Origin of the sequence: Ignavigranum ruoffiae (genome assembly GCF_023195815.2) — a bacterium.
GTDB lineage: Bacteria > Bacillota > Bacilli > Lactobacillales > Aerococcaceae > Ignavigranum > Ignavigranum ruoffiae.
Window position 1 is genome coordinate 52,748 of sequence record NZ_CP096206.2, and the last position, 20,676, is coordinate 73,423.

At 34.5% G+C, this 20,676-nt stretch carries 23 protein-coding genes, 2 tRNA genes and 1 rRNA gene; 19 read left to right on the forward strand and 7 right to left on the reverse strand.

The genetic code is table 11. The features are described from left to right. Positions 1-11: 11 nt before the first annotated feature. From rrf to M0R79_RS00245, 4 genes are all read left to right on the forward strand, one after another. Positions 12-127, forward strand: a 5S ribosomal RNA gene (gene rrf, locus M0R79_RS00230). Between the two features lie 16 nt (positions 128-143). Next, positions 144-216: transfer RNA gene (locus tag M0R79_RS00235), tRNA-Asn, on the forward strand. Positions 217-232: 16 nt separating this feature from the next. Then, a tRNA-Thr gene (locus M0R79_RS00240) sits at positions 233-305 on the forward strand. A 1,772-nt stretch (positions 306-2,077) separates the two neighbouring features. Further along, positions 2,078-2,290, forward strand: a complete 213-nt coding sequence (locus M0R79_RS00245) for a hypothetical protein (protein WP_248416919.1) — start codon at positions 2,078-2,080, stop codon at positions 2,288-2,290. Positions 2,291-2,978: 688 nt separating this feature from the next. Here the strand turns inward: M0R79_RS00245 and M0R79_RS00250 are convergent. From M0R79_RS00250 to M0R79_RS00280, 7 genes are all read right to left on the reverse strand, one after another. Further along, positions 2,979-3,170: a hypothetical protein gene (locus M0R79_RS00250; RefSeq protein ID WP_248416917.1), complete on the reverse strand. Its 192-nt coding sequence runs from the start codon at positions 3,168-3,170 to the stop codon at positions 2,979-2,981. A gap of 337 nt (positions 3,171-3,507) precedes the next feature. Beyond that, positions 3,508-3,765 (reverse strand): hypothetical protein, encoded by a 258-nt coding sequence (locus tag M0R79_RS00255; RefSeq protein ID WP_248416915.1) that lies wholly within the window; start codon positions 3,763-3,765, stop codon positions 3,508-3,510. A 1,118-nt stretch (positions 3,766-4,883) separates the two neighbouring features. Further along, positions 4,884-5,111, reverse strand: a complete 228-nt coding sequence (locus M0R79_RS00260; RefSeq protein WP_248416913.1) for a helix-turn-helix domain-containing protein — start codon at positions 5,109-5,111, stop codon at positions 4,884-4,886. A 452-nt stretch (positions 5,112-5,563) separates the two neighbouring features. Further along, the gene (locus M0R79_RS00265) at positions 5,564-6,160 is read right to left on the reverse strand and encodes a DUF5067 domain-containing protein (RefSeq protein WP_248416911.1); all 597 of its coding nucleotides are present in this window, start codon (positions 6,158-6,160) and stop codon (positions 5,564-5,566) included. A gap of 409 nt (positions 6,161-6,569) precedes the next feature. After that, positions 6,570-7,088 (reverse strand): galactose-6-phosphate isomerase subunit LacB, encoded by a 519-nt coding sequence (gene lacB / locus M0R79_RS00270; RefSeq protein ID WP_248416910.1) that lies wholly within the window; start codon positions 7,086-7,088, stop codon positions 6,570-6,572. Between the two features lie 22 nt (positions 7,089-7,110). Next, the gene (lacA, locus tag M0R79_RS00275; RefSeq protein WP_248416908.1) at positions 7,111-7,539 is read right to left on the reverse strand and encodes a galactose-6-phosphate isomerase subunit LacA; all 429 of its coding nucleotides are present in this window, start codon (positions 7,537-7,539) and stop codon (positions 7,111-7,113) included. A 12-nt stretch (positions 7,540-7,551) separates the two neighbouring features. Next, positions 7,552-8,313, reverse strand: coding sequence for a DeoR/GlpR family DNA-binding transcription regulator (locus tag M0R79_RS00280; protein ID WP_248416906.1), 762 nt, complete (start codon positions 8,311-8,313; stop codon positions 7,552-7,554). 181 nt (positions 8,314-8,494) lie between these two features. On the opposite strand from M0R79_RS00280, the gene lacD reads away from it, so the two are divergent. The 15 genes from lacD (at position 8,495) to M0R79_RS00355 (ending at position 20,636) form a co-directional block, all read left to right on the forward strand. Further along, positions 8,495-9,499 carry a tagatose-bisphosphate aldolase gene (gene lacD, locus M0R79_RS00285; protein ID WP_375163562.1) on the forward strand — a complete coding sequence of 335 codons (1,005 nt, stop codon included), beginning with the start codon at positions 8,495-8,497 and terminating at the stop codon, positions 9,497-9,499. Then, positions 9,486-9,971, forward strand: coding sequence for a PTS sugar transporter subunit IIA (locus tag M0R79_RS00290; protein ID WP_248416903.1), 486 nt, complete (start codon positions 9,486-9,488; stop codon positions 9,969-9,971). Before lacD ends, M0R79_RS00290 begins: the two co-directional genes overlap by 14 nt. 5 nt (positions 9,972-9,976) lie before the next feature. Beyond that, entirely contained in the window at positions 9,977-10,276 is a 300-nt protein-coding gene (locus M0R79_RS00295) for a PTS sugar transporter subunit IIB (RefSeq protein ID WP_248416900.1), read from the forward strand. Positions 10,277-10,303: 27 nt separating this feature from the next. Continuing rightward, positions 10,304-11,713, forward strand: a complete 1,410-nt coding sequence (locus M0R79_RS00300; RefSeq protein ID WP_248416899.1) for a PTS galactitol transporter subunit IIC — start codon at positions 10,304-10,306, stop codon at positions 11,711-11,713. A 265-nt stretch (positions 11,714-11,978) separates the two neighbouring features. Beyond that, positions 11,979-13,049, forward strand: coding sequence for an ABC transporter substrate-binding protein (locus tag M0R79_RS00305; RefSeq protein WP_248416897.1), 1,071 nt, complete (start codon positions 11,979-11,981; stop codon positions 13,047-13,049). A 64-nt stretch (positions 13,050-13,113) separates the two neighbouring features. Continuing rightward, the gene (locus M0R79_RS00310) at positions 13,114-14,142 is read left to right on the forward strand and encodes an ABC transporter ATP-binding protein (protein ID WP_248416896.1); all 1,029 of its coding nucleotides are present in this window, start codon (positions 13,114-13,116) and stop codon (positions 14,140-14,142) included. Beyond that, positions 14,139-15,836, forward strand: a complete 1,698-nt coding sequence (locus tag M0R79_RS00315; RefSeq protein ID WP_248416894.1) for an ABC transporter permease — start codon at positions 14,139-14,141, stop codon at positions 15,834-15,836. The genes M0R79_RS00310 and M0R79_RS00315 overlap by 4 nt, the downstream gene beginning before the upstream one ends. After that, positions 15,833-16,651 carry a protein phosphatase 2C domain-containing protein gene (locus M0R79_RS00320; protein WP_248416893.1) on the forward strand — a complete coding sequence of 273 codons (819 nt, stop codon included), beginning with the start codon at positions 15,833-15,835 and terminating at the stop codon, positions 16,649-16,651. Before M0R79_RS00315 ends, M0R79_RS00320 begins: the two co-directional genes overlap by 4 nt. A 9-nt stretch (positions 16,652-16,660) precedes the next feature. Further along, on the forward strand, positions 16,661-17,341 hold the full coding sequence (locus M0R79_RS00325; RefSeq protein WP_248416892.1) for a DUF1868 domain-containing protein: 681 nt from the start codon (positions 16,661-16,663) through the stop codon (positions 17,339-17,341). A gap of 3 nt (positions 17,342-17,344) precedes the next feature. Continuing rightward, a complete protein-coding gene (locus M0R79_RS00330; RefSeq protein ID WP_248416891.1) occupies positions 17,345-18,382 on the forward strand; it encodes an ElyC/SanA/YdcF family protein in 1,038 nt (345 codons plus the stop codon). Positions 18,383-18,628: 246 nt separating this feature from the next. Further along, a complete protein-coding gene (locus tag M0R79_RS00335) occupies positions 18,629-18,847 on the forward strand; it encodes a hypothetical protein (protein ID WP_248416890.1) in 219 nt (72 codons plus the stop codon). Between the two features lie 108 nt (positions 18,848-18,955). Then, complete coding sequence (locus tag M0R79_RS00340; protein ID WP_248416889.1) at positions 18,956-19,120, forward strand: hypothetical protein; 165 nt, start codon at positions 18,956-18,958, stop codon at positions 19,118-19,120. A gap of 86 nt (positions 19,121-19,206) precedes the next feature. Next, the gene (locus M0R79_RS00345) at positions 19,207-19,740 is read left to right on the forward strand and encodes a MotA/TolQ/ExbB proton channel family protein (RefSeq protein WP_248416888.1); all 534 of its coding nucleotides are present in this window, start codon (positions 19,207-19,209) and stop codon (positions 19,738-19,740) included. Then, positions 19,733-20,263: a biopolymer transporter ExbD gene (locus M0R79_RS00350; protein ID WP_248416887.1), complete on the forward strand. Its 531-nt coding sequence runs from the start codon at positions 19,733-19,735 to the stop codon at positions 20,261-20,263. Before M0R79_RS00345 ends, M0R79_RS00350 begins: the two co-directional genes overlap by 8 nt. After that, complete coding sequence (locus M0R79_RS00355) at positions 20,235-20,636, forward strand: hypothetical protein (RefSeq protein WP_248416886.1); 402 nt, start codon at positions 20,235-20,237, stop codon at positions 20,634-20,636. Before M0R79_RS00350 ends, M0R79_RS00355 begins: the two co-directional genes overlap by 29 nt. The last annotated feature ends 40 nt before the right edge of the window (positions 20,637-20,676 follow it).

The window sequence follows — 20,676 nt, forward strand, 5'->3', positions numbered from 1 at the left end:
GAGATTACCTGTGTGGTGATGAGGGCAAGAAGGACACACCTGTTCCCATCTCGAACACAGCAGTTAAGCTTCTTAGCGCCGATGGTAGTGGGACCTTTGGTCTTGTGAGAGTAGGTCGTTGCCGCGCAGGGTAATTTTCTCATTCCGCAATAGCTCAGCTGGCAGAGCGCATGACTGTTAATCATGATGTCGCAGGTTCGAGCCCTGCTTGCGGAGTTATTTTTTTGTATATGCCGTTTTAGCTCAGTTGGTAGAGCGCATCCATGGTAAGGATGAGGTCGCCGGTTCAAACCCGGCAAATGGCTTTCAAAGTTTTCAATCAAAGGTTGATGTTATGGAGTTTCTAGACTGTTTAACATCAACTTTTTTTATATTTGGAATATGTAATAGAGGGAAATAGGCGGAAATAATTGGAATTAAAATCGGCAACTTTCGGCAACTCACGAACATTGCTATCGGCAACTTTCTGAGGCTTAATTTGTTGATTCATTGCGGTTTAGCAGAAATCTATTTTTAAATTTTCCGGCAACTTACCGAGTTTTACCCGGCAACTTTTATGAATTTGCGGATAAGTTTTTGAAATCTCGGAATTTTTGTTGTATTCATAATATTTATTATATCTAATTTGTTGGGCCTGAACTAGAATCTGTTGGGGAAATGGAGATGAAAAAGATGACTCATATATTTTATGAGATTAAGACTTTCTTATTCAAAAAATATAAAAAATTAGTATAGATAATAAAGATTGTTTCAAATTAGGTAACGGAACTATATTTAAACTGAGCCTTCTAAAGGATTTCAATGCATTTGTTGTTGAATACGCTAAAAATGATAAAGATGGTCTGAATAACTTAATTGAAGTTGGTGATTAATAGTGGAATTAACAGAATGCGAAAAGAATAGTGATGTTGAAGGTTATAACAAAGTAAAAACTGAGCTTTCATTTGCTAAAAATTCATTAGAGTTATATTCAAAAAAAACTTAAAAAATCCATTCAAGAACCTTTAATTAGTAAAGCGCAACTTCAGCAAGACTATCAACAGTTATCAGATCAGTATATTTATGAACAAAATAACCATACTATCAAATAAAAAATATTATTTCTGAAATAGAAAAACTAGCTGATGAATCTTTCAGTATTAGTAAAAAATCAAGAGATATATTATATCTACTAAATCGGAAGATTTGTAGGATAAAACCGAATAAAATTAATCACCCATTTAATTATAGTGATAGCGGCGTGGTAGACTTAATTCACGAGAAACAACCAGATTATTATACGTGTTATGATTTCTATGATAACGGTATTAAAAAACATACCCCCTATTAAATTGCCCACCCATTCTTTCCATGTGAATAAGAAAAGAACCCGTGCGGCATGTATCTATGCTAGGTAGGGGATGCAGCGTTTAATTAATAATTGAATTATCTTATCGAGAGAACATAAAACTAAACATAATTTATGTATATAATCCAACAACATACAAGTTGAAACGGTTAATTATAACAAGAAAATTATGTATTACTTTCCCGTGGATATCAGCGATCTACACTAGGCTAATCGATAGCTAATAGTAAACTGATTGCATAGGTAAATGAGTTGGTCATAGATTAGGTATTAAACAAATATAAAATGTTTAGTTGTTACTGTTCATTTTAAAAAACGTGTAACATTTATAAAAAACGCAAACAAACCATACAGGGGCATACCACCCTACCGTTGGTTGCTCGGGACTTCACGCAGTACTGCACATTTTTTCTCGCGCCAATACATATCACAAAAAAGGAGTCAAAAAATGGGTCTAATTGGATAAGAATATCTTGAAAAAAAGCTAAACAATTACAAGTATAGGGTTGAAACACGCTATAAATACTATGACATGAAACATAAACAATGGAATAAATGCTTTAGAAAATCCATTAGATGTTGGTCCTATTAAATATGATGATAAGAATAGACCTTCATTCAAAGTAATTGGAGAAAAAACAACATTATATATTAATCCTAAAAGTGGTAATCTAACGACATCACATAGGACTAGTAGTAAGAAATCAAAAAAATTAAAAGGAGAAAATAATGAAGATTAAACTTGAAGAAGAAGAAAAAAAGCTTTTAAATTCAATTGGGATAAAGATAAATGTAGAAAAAAATTATTCGGAAGATGAGCTTGAAGAGATTCTAGATGATGTTTATTTTAATGAATCGACTCATGTCGAAGAAGAACCAGAAATAGCTAGAAAAATAGCCAGAATAGCTGATAAAATTGATGAAATCTATAATAATAACTAATAGTTAATAATGTGCTTTTTATTTTGCTTTTCGGAGGTGTTGCTGATTGGCGCCCTTAGAAAGGGGTGGTAATAATAGGTAATAAAATTAAATTTGGCAATCAAAACCCTATTTCCTTATTCGGAGGCAGGGTTATTTTTGTATTAATCATTGATTTTTCCGCCCTTTACGGCTCGTAGTACGTTGGCAGCGTTGTCCCAACAAAACTCATCTGTTGGTTTTTTCTTTCATTTCGATTTCCTCCCAATATTCTACTAATTTTTCAGCTTTCCCGAGAGCCATATTTTTTATTTTACTTTTACCGACTCTGTAATTGTCAACATATTGCGGACTTAACCCGCAATCTTTAGCGATTCTATAACTTGTTATTTCCGAGTCAAAAAGTTGTTGTATCATTTCCGTATACTTCATTTTAACACCGTCCGTTTTTTAATATTTTATCAACTATAAAAAGATGGTTAACAGATATCTATTTTAAAAAAACGATTAGAATTATTAATAGATTTGTTAGTATTTTATTTTCATCTTTCATGGTATATTGTAAGTAGGAAAAAGAGGTTAGGTTGGTTAATCCAATCCACTTTCTTTATAGTTAAGCTCTTTCTCAACCTTACAACTTTATTATACAAAATACTTTGCATAAAGTCAAGAGTTTTTCTATTTTGATTAAATTTGTACAGCACAGCCATTAAAGGTTGTACTCTTTTTTTATGGTTTCTGCATAGTTATAAAGTTTTTCAACGGTTGAAAATTTAGCGTTATCTAAATTGCTTTTACCATTTATCAAGTCGTTAACAGTCATGTATGGAACGCCTGCTCCTTTTGAAATTTTATAAGCGCTAATATCTGATTTCAGTAACTTTTCAACTTGTTCTCTCATACTATTTCCCCCAAATGAAGTAGATAATGTTTAGCACCAACAAAATCAATAAGACAACAGTCCAGGCGTGTTCACTCTTTCTATTTTTACCCATTTGAATTCCTCCTTATTTTGTATTAAAATGAAGAGGAAGGGAAGGTCAACCTTCCTCTTACTGACTAAGATAACAGTTTGGAAATGAGATTAGCTATTGCAAGGATAATATTTAGTATCCCTAGTACTATGTTTATTCTAAGGCTAATCTTTTTTCTTTCTTTTCTCTTTGTTGTTTTTGGTACTCTACTCTTTTCACATTCGCATCTTCCTTGACCTTCTAAACATATTAAACGGTATACCGTTATAAAGTCAAGTGCTTTTCTATTTTGATTAAATTTTTAGAGCATAACCCACTACAGGTTGTGCTATTTTTTATTGTATTAATGTATTTCATATATTCAATTGCTGTCGCTAAAGTCATATTATTCACATCAAGTTTTCCTTTTTTATAGTTACCATGACTTTGTTGTTTAATGGCACCATTAGTATCTTTGTTAATTCTGTAGCCTGTAATGTTACTATTAATTAATTCAGTAATTTTGTCAGTATCAATTATCATTTTTTTCATCCTTTATCTTTAAATATAATAATACTAATAGTATGGCAGTGATTGCATATACCATTTGAATTCCCCCTTCTTAATGATATAATAGAGGTAATAGGAGAGGGGTTAGCTCTCCATTACCTAAACGATTGCTACTTATCGGTGCGGTCGTTTTTATTTTTGAGTTCTTTGTAGGTTAGATACGCTACAATCGCTGTTATCAGCTCTGGTATATTTTCAATTACTTTTTCAAGTAATTTGACGATGTTTTCCACCTTGATTATTTTCACTTCCTTCCTATTCCTTGTTATATCCTCCTTTCAACTTTTTTTATATTTGGAATATGCAATAGAGGGAAATAGGCGGAAATAATTGGAATTAAAATCGGCAACTTTCGGCAACTCATGAACATTGTTCCCGGCAACTTTCTGAGGCTTAATTTGTTGATTCATTGCGGTTTAGCAGAATTCTATTTTTAAATTTTCCGGCAACTTTCCGGCAACTTTCCGAGTTTTACCCGGCAACTTTTATGAGTTGGCGGATAAGTTTTTGAAATCTCGGAATTTTTGTTTTATTCATAACATTTAGTGTACCTAATTTGTTGGGCCTGAACTAAGATCTCTTGGGGAAATGGAGTTGAAAAAGATGACTTATAAATTTAATGAGATTATGACTATCTTATCCAAAAAATATAAAAAAATATAAAAAAATTGGTATAGATAATAAAGATTGTTTTAAATTAGATGATGGAACTATATTTAAACTGAGCTTTCTAAAGGATTTCAATGCAATTGTTGTTGAATATGCTATGAATGATAAAGATGCTCTGAATAATTTATTCGAAGATGGTGATTTGATTGACTTTAATTTGCCAATAGAAGAAATAATATACTTAATTATAGAAGAAATCGAAATGTAGACATCAATTGAAATGCAATGCTTTTTATCTATATTGTTTGATCATTGTTTTTCGTTGCACTATAAAAACTATTTAGTCAATTAGTGCTTGCCATTTAATTTTATAATGATAACTTTGAACGGCTCATGATTGTTTCCTAAACTTACTACACGATAATTGACAAGTGCTAGTAGGTTTTGCGCAGACATGTTCTGTTGGGAGGCTTTTTGTGTACTTACTTTTTTTCTTTGCTACTAAAAACTTCACCCGCATCTTTTAACTGCAGCTTTTCCCAATAATTAGATAGTAGCAGACCAGTTTCTAACGTTAAATTTTCTATGTTTCGTTCTCCGCGTCTAATGGAACTGATTGTATTAGTGCTAATTCCCAATTCTTTTCTAATTTGGTAAGCGCTAATATCACTATCAATAAGTCTTTTTATGTTATCGATTTTAATTATCATTCTTTATCATCCTTTTTAGAAATTACACAAAGAAAAAAGAAACACACCATTACTAAAATAAATTCTTTTGTTATTTTGAACGATGTTAGATATAATAAGGATGGAAGAGGAGCCGTCAACTCCTCAACATCCTTAAGCGACTTACTTAAACTTTCTTGGGCGGCGTGGCCGGTGTTTAGGTGGTTGCTTTTTATCTTTCTTAAGAGAGTTTATCAAGTTTGCAAAGCCTGTCAGTATGTCCATATCTGACACCTATCTCTTTCATCTATATAATTATGTTACAGCACATACGTGTTGTGAATTAAATGGTTTTTAAATTAATTTAAAAATTAGCCCAAATTAATAAGATAATTATCAAATGTTCACGTATATATTGTATTTTAGGTGACTTCAAATTTAACTTATCTATCTCATCAACTGATATATTCATTCATATAAATGCCTTTGAATAATTATTCATAAACTTTTAGTTGGTCGAGTTCGAGTAGTAGTCGGTAAGTTTCTTTTTCCTTAGCTTTTAAATTGCTATAAAAGATTGAAGGTGAGAGTTCGATTTCAATTGGATCTTCCAGATTGTTTAAACCAATCGCAGTTTGGGCATCAACTTCGCCCCCTGATCGGATTTCTTTTTGGCCCGGTTCATAATTAATTCCTTCTGCTATATAGGGTTCGGCTGTTTCGACATTATTTTGAAAACCTTTAACCTCAAAGGCCATCAGAGGCATAACAGCTTCTTTCGAATTATTAACAAAGTGGAAATTAATGATTAAGGCGTCGTCCCCCGCTAAATTTTTGCTGATTATGAAATCGGTAACAGTGATTTCAAAGTTTCCTAATTCAATCGGTTGGTCTAGTACAATTTTTTGATCACTATTTTCGATCTTCAATTCTTTTAATTGTTTCTTTAATGCTTGTAACTCTTTTTCTTTTTCTTCAATTTGGCTTTCTAAGTTTTCTATGGTATCTTGAGCGTCATTTTGTTGGGCACTGACCATGGTGTAATTTGTGAGGATTAAGAAACTAAATAATGCGACCAACAATTTATTCATAGTAATCCGCCTTTCAAATGTATTCTATTCTTTGAGATTCTATTTAATTCTTTAAACCATCTGAAGATTAGCCAACTATTATCTTTATATTTATTTCATCATATTATATTCGGGATTTTTTAACAAATGACTAGACTTATAATAGAGAATTTCTATTCTTGAATACCAAAGTTTATTTTTCTGTAATGCCATTCTTCTGTTCTACTGAGTTTTATAGGAAGCTCTTTCCACGTGGTTTTCACCAACATATTGTGTCAGAAACTTCCAATATTTTTGTGTATTTGACATATATATAGAACCTATGAACTTTATTATAGTTTTACTAATCCTTACACAGATTTATCTCAACTCAAAAACCCCTACTTTTTACTCATGGATAAAAAGTAGGGGTTGTTTCGTTTTGTTGTAATCAGTCGTGGTAGTAGCCTTCGTTCCATTTATTAATTTCTTCATCGAATAAGTGTTCATCAAAGGCTTTGCTAGAGTATTTAGATTCAATTTGCTGAATTTTTTCAATCAATTTTTTGTTTTCGGCAGTTTCGACATAGTCTTCTTTAATGAAGGCGTCGACGATATCTTTGATTAGGAATTCACCGGTAATCTTACCACCAAAACCAATCACATTAGCGTTGAGTTCTTTTTTGGCATATAGGGCAGATGTCATATCGCGGACTAGGGCTGTGCGAACGCCTGGAACTTTGTTAGCTGCATTCGAAATACCTACGCCAGTTCCACAGATAACCACACCGAGATCGGCCTCGCCTTTAGCGACGGCTTCACCTACTTTTTTACCATAGATTGGATAGTGGGTTCTAACAAATCCGTAGGTTCCGACATCTATCACATCATGGCCTTGTTCGCGTAAGTGGTCGGCGACAGCAATCTTGGTGTCTGTAACGATATGATCACAACCGATGGCTATTTTCATAATTTGTTCCTCCTCGTAATTCTTAGCACATTTCATTTAACATATCTACACGAACTTGATGGCGTCCACCATCATAGTCAGCGTTTAAGAATTCATTGACAATTTTTAATGCCAGTCCTTTACCAACAATTTCTTGTCCAAGGGTAATTAATTTTGTGTTGTTATGCTGGCGGGTCATATAGGCTGAACGTTCGTCAGAAACTTCGGCAACAATCATGCCTTGATGTTTGTTGGCAGCTATAAAGCTACCTACGCCATAGGCATCAAAGGCAATTCCTAAATCTTCTGACTTACCGTAATCAAGGGCTTCAACCATCTTAACCGCGGCGTCGACGAAATCTTCAGCACCTTGTTCGGTTAAATCAGTGACATCGAACTGATCTTGAATGTGGTCTTTGATATAATTTTTTAATTCGAGACCGGCTAAATCGCTTGTTAAATATACTTTCATGATAAACCTCCGTTATTTAATTATTTTTATTGCGTGTTGATCCATCTGAGTGAATGCTGCTGAATTATTCTGATCGGTGATCAAATAGTCAATCCCCTTTAAATCATAAAAACGATAGAAATCTTGTTTATCGAATTTACTTGAGTCGGCAAGAATATAGGTTTGTTCAGCATTATCGAGGGCGATTCTTTGGATTTCACCCTCTTCCTCATTGGCATTGTATAGAAATTCCTGGTCTAAGGCATTAACACCGATGAAGGCTTTTTTGATAAAGATATTCTTCATATAATCGCTAGCGATGGTTCCCACAAAAGCGCCCGTTAGACTGCGGTAGTGACCTCCGATTAGGATCAGTTGGAACCGGTTGTCATTTTTGAATTTTTCAAACACAAAAATCGAATTGGTAATAATTTTTACATGATTGGCCTCTAAATAATCATAAATCAACTCAATTGTGGTTCCTGACCCTAAAAAAACAATATCAAAGTCTTCAATTTCTTGGGCAGCTTTGCGAGCGATCTCTTTTTTCTCATTTAAATTTTTCTTCTTTTTCTCTAAATGACTCAATTCAATGGCAGATAATTTTGAATCTGCCTCTTTAAGTTTGGCGCCACCATGGATTCGGGTTAAAAAACCCATTTCTTCTAAAGTTTTTAAGTCGCGACGGACGGTCATATCGGCAACGTTCAAGTTGTCCACGACATATTGAACCTGAATTACCTTGTGCTTCTGAAGATAGGCTTTAATGAAATTCAGTCGTTCTTCCTTTATCATACTTTCACCTTCTTGTTCGAAAATGTTCGAATTACCTTGAATAAATCATATACCAATCAAAAATATAAGTCAACAGATAAAAAATCTAGGTTAAATCTTGACAAAACAGCTGTAAAGCGCTATCATTAATTCACAAATAAGAACAAAAAGAAACAAATAAGAACTAAATGAGGTGGTAAGATTGCGTTTAATAAGTCCAGAAAAAATGAAACATCTTGAAAATTTATCCAGTCCAGGTCATGTCATTTCTGCTTTAGCGATTGATCAGCGTGGCTCCCTGAAGAAGATGATTCAGAAAGATCAAAGTTCGACCGATTTGACTCAGCAGATTGAATCTTTCAAGTCAGCTGTTTCTAAGCAGTTAACACCCTACGCTTCATCAATTCTTTTAGATCCAGAATATGGTTTGAAAGCAGCTAGGCAAAGAGCTAGCGAAGCTGGATTACTGTTAGCTTATGAAGAAACGGGTTATGATGCTACGGAACCAGGTAGATTGCCAGACTTATTGCCAACTTGGTCAGCTAAACGACTTAAAGAACAAGGTGCCGATGCCGTCAAATTCCTATTATATTTTGATGTTGATGAAGCAGAAGAGATTAATCAACAAAAATATGCCTTTGTTGAAAGAATTGGTTCTGAATGTCAGGCCGAAGAAATTCCTTTCTTCTTAGAAATTGTTACTTATGATGCTAAGATCGCTGATGCCTCCAGTAGAGAATATGCTCGGCTTAAACCGAATAAGGTCAATCAAGCGATGAAGAAGTTCTCTGAACCGCGATTTAATGTTGATGTTTTAAAAGTAGAAGTGCCGGTGAATATGAATTATGTAGCATCTTATAGTAAAGATGTTGAGCCCGTCTATACTTTGGCACAAGCAAAAGAATATTTCAAAGAACAAGAGGCTTCCACTAATTTACCATATATTTATCTGAGTGCAGGGGTTTCGATGGATTTATTCAAAGAGACGTTAAAATTAGCCCATCAGTCCGGTGCTAAATTCAACGGCGTTTTATGTGGACGGGCAACCTGGAAAGATGCGGTTCCAGAATTTGTTCATGGCGGTCATGATCAAGTTATCGAATGGTTAAATGGTCAAGGTCGACAAAATATCGAAGCGCTTAATGAGGTATTGGTAGAAACAGCAAGTGCTTGGGATGAGAAGGTGGGTGTGTATGGAAAAGCATAAACTCATTGAAGAAGATTTAGTGTTTATCAGTAATCAAACTTCTGTCGATGCCATCTTTGATGAAATTAGTCAGCAATTATTTCAAGCAGAAGTGGTGAGTGAAGACTTTTGTCAGCATCTCAAGGAACGCGAGGCTAATTTCCCCACTGGCCTAGATTTGACCCCTTTATTTGGGGATGTGCTAGGCATTGCGGTCCCTCATACTGAGACGCAGTATGTTCGGGTAAAAAAGGTCATTCCTATCAAATTAAATCAGGTCATTGAAATTCATAATATGATTCAACCTGACGAAACGTTGAAGATTAATTTCATGTTTATGATTCTGAATGATGATCCTAGTGGTCAAGCTGATATCTTGGCCCGAATTATGGAAGGAATCGGTCAGTCAACTAAAGAAACGATAGATAATATTAATCAATTACAGACAAATCAGGATGTTTATAAATTTGCTAAAAAAATACTAGGAGAGTGAAGAAAATGATTAAAATCTTAGCAGCGTGTGGAGCCGGTGTAAACTCAAGTCATCAAATTGCCAATGCAATTACTGAAGAAATGAAAAAACGGGGTTATCGTGATATTAAAGTGGATGCCTTAATGGTTAAAGATGTGAATAAAGAAGTATTAAGCAAGTATGACTTATATACACCTATTTCAAAAACTGAAACTTTTGGTGTGAATATTCCGATTGTGGAAGCTGGTCCCATTTTATATCGCGTGCCTGCGATGGCTAAACCAGTCTTCGATAAGATTGAAGCAGAAATTAAAAAAATGGGTTAAGCGATTTGATTGAGGAGGAAGTGAACCATGCAAGCAATTATTGATTTTGCCAACCAAATATTTCAACCCTTAATTGATTTAGGGGCGGCTCCTTTAATGGCAATAATTTTAACCGCGATGGCCATGTTGTTTGGCGTTAAGTTTTCCAAAGCCTTGGAAGGCGGTTTAAAGTTAGGGATTGCCTTGACGGCGATCGGTGCGGTAATTGGGATTTTAACGGGTGCCTTTTCGGAAGCACTGCAAGCCTTTGTTAAGAACACTGGGGTAGAATTATCGATTACCGACGTGGGTTGGGCACCGCTAGCAACCATTACTTGGGGATCCCCTTTAACGTTATATTTCTTATTTGTACTCGTGATTCTAAACATTGTCATGTTATTATTGAACAAAACAAATACTCTCGACGTAGATATCTTTAATATTTGGCATTTAGCGATTACTGCAATTATTGCCCGTTTCTTAGGAGCTAATCTGATTGTTACTACAATTTTTGTACTCATTGTCGGTGGTTTGAAGATTATTAATTCAGACTTAATGAAGCCAACCTTCAATGATTTATTGGGGGCACCCGCTGAGAACCCAATGACCAGTACTCATATGAATTATATGATGAATCCGATTGTGATGCTATTTGATAAAATTATTGATAAATTGTTCCCTTGGTTAGATAAGTATGACTTTGATGCGGCAGCCTTAAATGATCGAATTGGCTTCTGGGGTTCTAAATTCGCGATTGGGATTTATTTAGGGGTCATTATTGGCCTGTTGGGCGGACAAAGCATCACTGAAATCTTTGCTTTATCCTTTACTGCAGCATTTGCTTTGGAATTATTCTCAGTCATTGGTTCTTGGTTTATTGATTCAGTAGAACCTCTTTCACAAGGAATTACCGATTTTGCAAACAAGCGTTTCGAGGGTCGGACCTTTAATATTGGTTTAGACTGGCCATTCATTGCTGGTCGGGCTGAGATGTGGGCAGCCGCCAACGTGCTGGCACCGATTATGTTGTTAATAGCCTTAATCTTGCCAGGAAACAAAGTGTTACCTTTAGGTGGGATTATTGCCATGGGACTCACACCGTCTTTACTTGTAGTCACTCGAGGAAAGATTATGCGGATGATTGTTATTGGCATCTTCATGTTACCAGTCTTCTTGTGGGCTGGTACCCTTATAGCGCCAGCAGTCACTGAGATGGCGATCAATGTCGGTGCCTTCCCAGATGGTTTGGCTGCAGGATCATTGATCACCCATTCCACTTTAGAAGGACCGATTGAGAAATTTATTGCCTACCTCGTAGGAACGGCAAATGTACAAAACGTAATGTCATTACTCTATTTAGCTCTAGCGTCCATTGCCTATTTAGGCCTATTTGCTTGGTATGCTAAAGAAATGAAGAAGCGTAACGAAGAATATGAAAAAAATGCTGAACATATCTAAATTTAACTGCAAGGATGCTTGATTAAGAAAGCATTGTTATCAGTTGATCAGCTAACAAAGAAATCAAAACGACTGTTTTCTTAATGAAGGCAGTCGTTTTTGTATTATCGATATTTTCTTTACATTAAATTTACAATAGACATTTACTTTAAATTAATATTATTTAATTTTTTTGTCTCCTATAATAAAGGTAACAAACGAAAAAATAAGGAGATCTTCGATAACCATCTTTTTTCTTTGTAATAATCTTAAAGGAGTAATTGAGATGAAATTCAGCAATTTTCTGAAAAAATCATTCTTAGTATTGGCTGCCTCTCTTGTTGGAATTTCTAGTCAAGTGCCTGTATTTGCGGAAGAAAATGTAGCTGCTACGGATCCAAAAGGAACAAAGATTGTTCTAGCGACGAATAATTCGGGGGATGGTCGGGCCGAATGGTTAAAAAATAAATTTTCTGAAAAAGGTTTTAATGTAGAAATTGTTCCTTTGGGAGGATCAGATGCTACTGCAAGAGTAATTGCTGAAGTGGAGAATCCTACGATAAATGTTGTTTGGGGACCTTCTAATGACAATTTTGACTTGATGATTGAAGCCGCAGCATTGTCTCAATGGACTCCAGAATGGGCAGATAAAGTTGCCGATTATGATTCAAAAAATGGCTATTCTTATCCATATGAAATTCAACCCAAAATGTGGTTAGCTAATAAAGATCAATTTGGGGCAGATAATTTGCCTAAAACGATTAATGATTTGTTTGAGAAAGAAGAATTCAAAGGAAAGTATACTGTCCCTACTGATTTTGGTGGAGCTACCAATCGGGCAATTATTGGATCAATTTTAGGCCAATATTTGGATGAAAATGGAGAATTAGGTGTTTCCGAAGAAGGATGGCAAGCCATTACTGCTTTCTTTGATAATGGTATTCGTACTCCAGAAGGAGAGAATGATTATCAAAATATGATTGCAGGTAAGACACCAATTACATTTTCTTATGCTTCAGGCATATATAAGAAAATGGAAGAATTTGGCGAAGCCAATATTATTTATTTCGAAAATGGACAGCCTGATAATACAAATGAGGTAGGCGTAGTTAATAACAATGATCAAGAAGTACTTGATGAATCCATAAGATTAGCGAATTATTTAGGTTCTGCTGAATTTATGGGAGCATATGCAGCTGAAAATGGAAGTATTGTCGTTAACTCTGAGGCAATTAATCAAATGACAGCAATTTCAAAAGAAATTTTCGACAATTATAAATCACAAGACTTAGATTGGGCCAAAATCAACGAATTAATGGACGATTGGGTAGCAAAAATCGAACTAGAAATCTATTAGGACAAACTAAAATATACCGTGATTATTTGTTCTTAAATCACGGTATATTTTTTTGGAGGTTAATATGTTAGAAATTAAAGACATTGAAGTAACGTTTGGGGATTTTGTCGCTATAAAAGATATCAATATAAGTATTAATCAAGGAGAGTTTTTCTCTTTTCTCGGACCATCAGGATGTGGGAAAACAACCACCCTACGTACAATTGTTGGCTTTGTTAAGCCGAGTAAAGGCTCAATCACTATCGACCATAAAGAGATTACCTATGAAGCAATTGAGGATCGTGGAATTGGAATTATTTTTCAATCATATGCTTTATTTCCAACAATGACTGTCAGAGAAAATATAGAATTTGGGATGAAGGAGCATAAATGGTCTCGGGATAAGATAGAACAAAGAGTAAAAGAAGTTTCTACACTAGTTAATTTGAATCAAGCCCAACTTAAGAAGAAAGTTTCTGAACTATCTGGAGGACAACAACAAAGAGTGGCGATAGCTCGTGCTTTATCATTACAGCCTGATATTATTTGTTTAGATGAGCCTTTATCTAACTTGGACGCTAAATTAAGAAAATCCTTGCGATCTGAGTTGAAGAGAATCCAAGCGAGTTCGAACGCCACGATGATTTATGTAACACACGATCAAGAAGAAGCCTTAGCTTTGTCAGACCGTGTAGCTGTATTTTCTAACGGTGAAATCCAACAAATTGGCACTCCAGAAGAAATTTATTATCAGCCAAAAAATCAATTCGTAGCAGAGTTTATTGGTGATCGAATCAAATTAGATAATAATTTATTAAATTTGATTAATGCAAAAGAAATATTATTATCTGAGAATCAAGATCATTATATTAACATCGATGATTTAACGGTCACACCACCTACTAGTGTTGACCGTAGGACTATCGTCCTTCCTGCAACGTTAGTGTCTGAAGAATTTCTAGGATCCATTACTCGACGAGTGTATGAGGTCCAAGGGTCTAACATGACTGATATTTCATTTTCTAATAGCTTACTGCCTTTAGAAATTGGCGATTCTGTGGATATTTATGTGAGTCTAGAAAATATCTGTTCATTTGATAAGGAGACAAAATGAGAAATAAATTTACTGTAAAAAATTTTTTTGTACTTGGAATATTACTCACTTTGCTATGGAGTTTATTAACCTTTATTATTATTCCGAACTTAAACATGCTTTCAATTACTATGTTTAAAAATGGTAAATTTGATTTGACTCCTCTATTTAAAGTGATTAAATCTAAACGAGTATTAGAAGCTTTATCAAACTCGTTTATATTAGGAATTTTAGTTGCTTTATCGACCAATATTTTAGGTGTTTTTCAGTTATTAGTGCTTGATTACTTTAAGATTAGGGGAAGAAAATGGCTAAGTATTGCTTATTTTGCCCCTTTAGTTTGTAATGGGATGGTATTGGTTTTATCGTATTACTATTTAATTGGCCCTAATGGCTATTTTACTAAGGGTCTACAACAAATAATTCCCAGTTTACCTAATGAATGGATGATTGGATTTAAAGCCGTATTCTTTCAACTCACGGTTTCTAATACAATATTTCATATCACTTTCGTCAGAGATGCCCTACGTGGAATTGATTTCCAAACGATAGAAGCTGCTAAAAATTTAGGAGGATCAACATGGTCCATTCTTCGTAAAGTAGTCCTACCTACTTTAACTCCCTCAATTTTAGCTGCTACGATATTAAATTTTTTGATGGCTGTTGGAGCCTTTGCTAGTCCGAAAATATTAGGTGGATCCATGTTTCAAACGATTAACCCTTTAGTATTATCCTTTACTAAATCAAGAACGACTCAAAATTATGGAGTTATCCTATCCGTATTTCTAGGTTTAGTTACTTTACTAGTATTGATTTTATTTAATTACTTGCAAAACAGAGTCAATGTAGTTTCTGTATCGAAAGTCAAAACTAAATTAGTTAGACAAGATATTGAGAATCGTTATGTTCGAATTATTATGACTCTGCTTGCTCATTTGGTTGCGATAATCCAAATCATTCCAATGTTAGCTGTTATTTTGTTTTCATTCATACCCTATAAGAGTTTAATGAGTGGTAATTTGTTTTTACAAGGACTTACTTTAGAAAATTGGCAGAACGTAATGCATTCTAGTGGTTTGAAGCCTTTAGTGGTTTCTTTTCTTTATTCAGTAATCGCAGCAATTGTATCGGTCATTATTGTAATTTTTGTTGCTCGTTTAATTACCAAGTATAAAAATGTATTTACCAAATTATTAGAACTCATTATGTTAGTCCCTTGGTTCTTACCGGCCACATTGATTTCATTAGGTTTGTTATTATCTTTTAATACTCCGATTATTTTGATAGCAAATCAAATTTTGACAGGAACTTTGGTTATATTATTGATAGGTTATATCATTCTAAGACTACCTACTAATTTACGCATTATTAAGGCAGCCTATGCTAGTATTGACAGTTCCTTGGAAGATGCGGCAAAAAATTTAGGAGCGAGCGAATTTAAAGCATTTTATAAAGTTATTTTACCTTTAATCTTGCCTGTATCCATTTCAACGACCCTTCTTTCTTTTACTGGACTATTTGCTGAGTTTGATATGAGTGTATTTCTCTTCCATCCATTATTTGCTCCGTTAGGGATTATTATTAATAATGCTACCGATCCGGAAGCCACACCCAGTGCGGTCATGTTATCTTTTGTCTACGCGGTAATTATTATGTTGGTATTCACCATTGCGACTTATTTTGTATACGGAAGGAAGTCACCAAATAACTTATGAAAATCTTAGAAAAATTTATTGCTGGAAAAAATAATATAGAAGAGTGCGAAGATGCTCTGGTTATATCAGAAAATTTTATTGCAGTGATTGATGGCGTTACTTCTAAATCTCCTTTTCGATGGCAGGGCAAGACGACTGGTAAAATTGCTAGTGAATTAATTAAGAATATTATTCAAGAAAATCAGGAAGAAAGTCTCCAAGAAATTATCTGCAGAATTAATGCCGAGATTAATCTATTTAATAAAAATTATCTGCAAGATCTGGATATAAGACGATATGGTCTTCAAGCCGTGATGGCAGTCTATTCTGTTAAAGAGAAACAGGTTTGGTTAATTGGTGATTGCATGGCGCTGATTGCAGGTCAACAATATCAACTAGCTAAAAAAAGTGATGTGGTATTGGCTGAATTTAGAAGTCTTGTAAACCATATTCAGCTCAAGAAATCAAATCGGACTGAAGAGGAGTATTTCTTAAAAGAGGATATGGGTCGAGAATTAATCTTGCCGTGGATCGTAGATTCAAATTTATTTGCTAATATCGCTAATAATGAATGGGGATATGCGGTTCTTAATGGTGAAGATATACCTCCATCTCTGATCAAAAAAATTAATGTTCCCGATAAAATGGAGGTCGTCTTATCTTCAGATGGTTATTTCGAGTTAACAGAAAATTTGGTGAAAACCGAAGCTAAATTGTCTTCTATTTTAAAAGATAATCCATATCTTTATAAAACTGAGAAATCAACTAAAGGCATAAAACGAGGACAGGACAGTTTCGATGACCGAACTTATATTAGATTTATAACTGGCTCTTAGGAGGTTATAATGAGTACAACAGATCTACAAATTGATCGACATAAATTTTTAGCAGATGGGGAGGCGATTCCCTACTATGGAAATACGGTAATTAGTATAATGAATAATGAGAATTGGCCTATTTACCACTTAAGCCGACGAATGATGAAAATCATCAAAGAATCTACTTTGAGTGATAAAATTCGGCTGCTCCCTTTAGAATCTATTCATATGACACTCATTCCCTTAATTCGAGAAATTGACCGAGGGACTGATATATGGCCCCAATCCTTACCAACCAATGCGAGTTTCAAAGAAATAGATAAAATTCTTCGGGATAAAGTCGAAGAGGTAGAGCCCTATCATCAAATAAGGATGAAGATTAACGAAGTACAGATTACTGGTTTTAGATTATCTGCACAAACGGCTGCGATGAATCAAGAATTAAGAAACTATCGGGATCAAATTGCGCTGAAAACAAAAATTGTCCATCCAGGCCATAATCACTATCAATTCCATGTGTCATTGGCCTATGTTATAAAACCTTTCTCACAAAATGATCATCTTATGTTAGATAAATTAGAAACAGAGATGACTAAAGTTGCTAAAGCGAGCTTAGACTCATTTGTGTTGGCTGAACCAAAATTTTCAATCTTTAACGATATGCTTTCTTATCATCCCGAACTGTCTGAGCGAGGAAATCTTTTTTAATGGTTGAATGATTCTATTTTTGAAGGTGATTTTATGAGAGTCATTGCATCTGAAGAATATAGAAAATTGGAAAATAGGAACGATATTCAAAATGCAAATTTTTTCCATGAATATATTGGCACCCGATATTTATCAAAAAAGTCTTTTGCTAATGTTTTTTATCAACTCAAAAAGAGAAATAAACAAACAGCCGTTGAGTTATTAAATCGAAAATTGAAATTTAAACCCAATAATATTGATGCGATGCGTTTTAAGGCAGAAATTTACTTTTGTAATAATTTATACTTGGAAGCTTGGGATGTTTTGGAAGATTTATTGTATTTATTGCCAAAAGATCCCGAAGGTCTTTTTCTTTCGGCGATCTGTGCTCATATTGCCAATAAAGTTTCTGAGAAAGAAGAGAAATTAAAACAATTGCAGTTTATTTCCAAAAGATTATTTGAAGAATTTAATCAAATTGTTCATCTTGTAGAGTCTAACAAAAATCGATTAGATTTTAGTCAGGATATTCCCAAAGAAATCCAATTTGATGTTTTCATCTTGCATGGTGAGAGACTGAAAGAAAATGGTGAAATGACGGATTCAGCTAAAGCTCGTGTCCAACTAGCTTGTGAAATGTTAGATGAATTTCCTTCTGCTAAAGTCATTGTCTGCGGTGGACCAGTCCATAACAATTATCTAGAAGGTTTGGCATCTTATAATTATTTATTGCATTTAGGTATTAATGAACAACGAATTATTATGGATGTGTCGACCTTAGATATTGTTTCGAATGTCGTAACTGTCTCAGAGATTATCCTCCAACAAGCCTTTAAAAACGTCTGCATTGTCAGTACGTCAGATTTATTAGCTCGGCGTTGGCTAGCTTTAACCTGTCGATTTAAATATTTAGGACTGAGGCAACCTGTCTATGGTATAGCAAAAAATTTCGGTGAGATTGAAGAAATTCCAGATCGTGAAATACATTCTATGTATAATACTGTAGTAAGGTCTTGGGGTATTTTTGAAGTTAATTTTTTCAATAAATATTCGCTAGAATAAGTGTCTGTTTATGATTAACGCTTGCTTTTAATCTTTAGAAAAAGTATAGATTAAAATTTAGATAGGAAAAATAACTACGATTGGTCTTTATTATGGATAGCAAGGCCAGTCGTTTTTGTCATGTAGATAAAAATATGAAAAAATTTAAAGTTTGTGATGCTTTTAACGAATGGTATTATTGTATAATAACAATACACTAATTTTATTGTGAATCAACGCGATAATGATTGTGCTTGGGAGGTTGCTATGTTTTATTTCAAACACAATGAAGGAGAAACCTATCTCTGTAAAAATAATAAGGATAATGAACAATGTATCCAGATTCAGCCACAAGAATTAAAAGAACTACAGGACTTAATTCAAGAAGAAATCCAAAAAACTTCAGCTGAGGGCCTATCTTTTGATCAGCTAGATGCCCTTTATTGGCGCGATATGGGTTTTGGCATGGATTATCCCGAAGAGTGATTTAGTCAAATTTTTTTCTGGCGGCGACGCTTTTTTATTTTGCCTATTGATATTCTTTTCGACTTATTTCTGTTATCATGAGGTTATTATATAAGAGGGATGAAGAAGATGAAAAATTTATTATATTTAATCCTTGCTGCAGTCTTAGTCTATGTAATCTACAATTTATGGCAAGTTGATACGCCGGAATCTTTTGCCCTGAATGGTGGAATTCTTGCCATCTGCATGATTGTCTATTATTTATTGTCACGTCGCCAAGAAGCTTCACGATGAACCTTCGGGATGTGGCACATTCAAATCAGACTCAGGTTCCATGTGATAAGCTAAACCCATGATATACTGCCTATTGAGGTGAAGTTATGAATCTATGGCAAGCCATATTTAATAATTTTTTAAAGTTTGATTTTCTGATTTTTCTACTTGCGATTTTAACGGTTTTCTTATATGTCCGTTGTCTAAAGCTTAGCCAGTCTTTACAAAAGATTTTATTGCCGAAGGGAAATTTAGCCCAAGGCAAAAAAGGTGTCCAAAATCTCTTTGATCATTTTGATTATTATTTGAAGCAAGAGGGCGAGCAACGGATTATTGATCAACGTCAACGAATGAATCATCTTTATATTTTATTCTTGAATGTGACCGCGATTTTTCCTTTAATGGGTCTTTTAGGGACTGTAATTTCTTTAATTCCTATGGTAGGAACGAATGACACGGCCTTGTTTATGTTAGCTTTGACCTCTACATTCTGGGGAATTGTGTTTGCCATTATCTTTAAATTAGCCAATGGTCAACTTCAAGCCCTAGTCGAAGGAAATAATGAAGCCATTCAGACCTATTTATTAAGGAATGATCAATTGCTGAATGCTGGTAGACGAGAGCAGGTGGCGAGTGAATAGACATCAGATGTTGATTGATTTAACGCCATTACTCGATGTAATCCTGATTATTCTATTTATGGTCCTAGTTTCGAATCAATCCATGAACGCCCAAGAAGTCGAGAATTTACAAGCACAGGTTTCGAGGTTGGAACAGAGTCAATTGCCCCAAACTCCTTCGCAGAAAGCTTGGCAAATTTCTTTCGCTGAAGACATTGATAAATTGAATTTGGTTTACCACAAGGTTCAGGACCAGGAAGAGATTTATTTGATTACGGCGGAGGAGGAGCGGCTTGTCAAGCCGGCTTCGGAGGACTTAACCAAGTGGTTACAGCAAGAGCTAGACCGATTAGCCAAAGATGTGGTGATGATTTCTTTTACTTATGATGATCATCAGATTTATTACCGTGATTATCGAAATTTAGTCGAAGCCATCAACCAGTTAAATCAAATCCAAGATAAAAAAATTATTTATAGTGAATATCCTGAGGACGAATTTAGAAAGGATGAAGGTCATGGCCAATCAAAACAAGAAGTCGAGTAAGAAAGGTAAATTAGGAATTACTGCCTTGGTACTATTAGCCTTAGCGGGTTTAGGTATTTATCAAGGGACTGGTGGAGGACTTTTACCAGGTTCTGGTACATCAATTACCCAATCAGATAATCAAGGCCAAGAAGGTGAACAAGAAACCAAAGTGGCTGAAGTCAAAGTGAAGGAAGATGAAATTTATTGGTCTGAACCCGGACAAACTGAAGAAAAGATCAGTCAGGACCAACTTCAAGAAAAACTTCAAACAATGAAAGATGGCTGGCAAATTCGTTTAATTGATAATAAAGCGATCAAGGCTAGCTTTGATCAAGTCAAGAAGGCCATCCAAGATAATAATATTGAAATCGTTGAGACAGTCGAACAATAAAACAAATAATAACCGAACGAGGAGCTCGTTCGGTTATTAA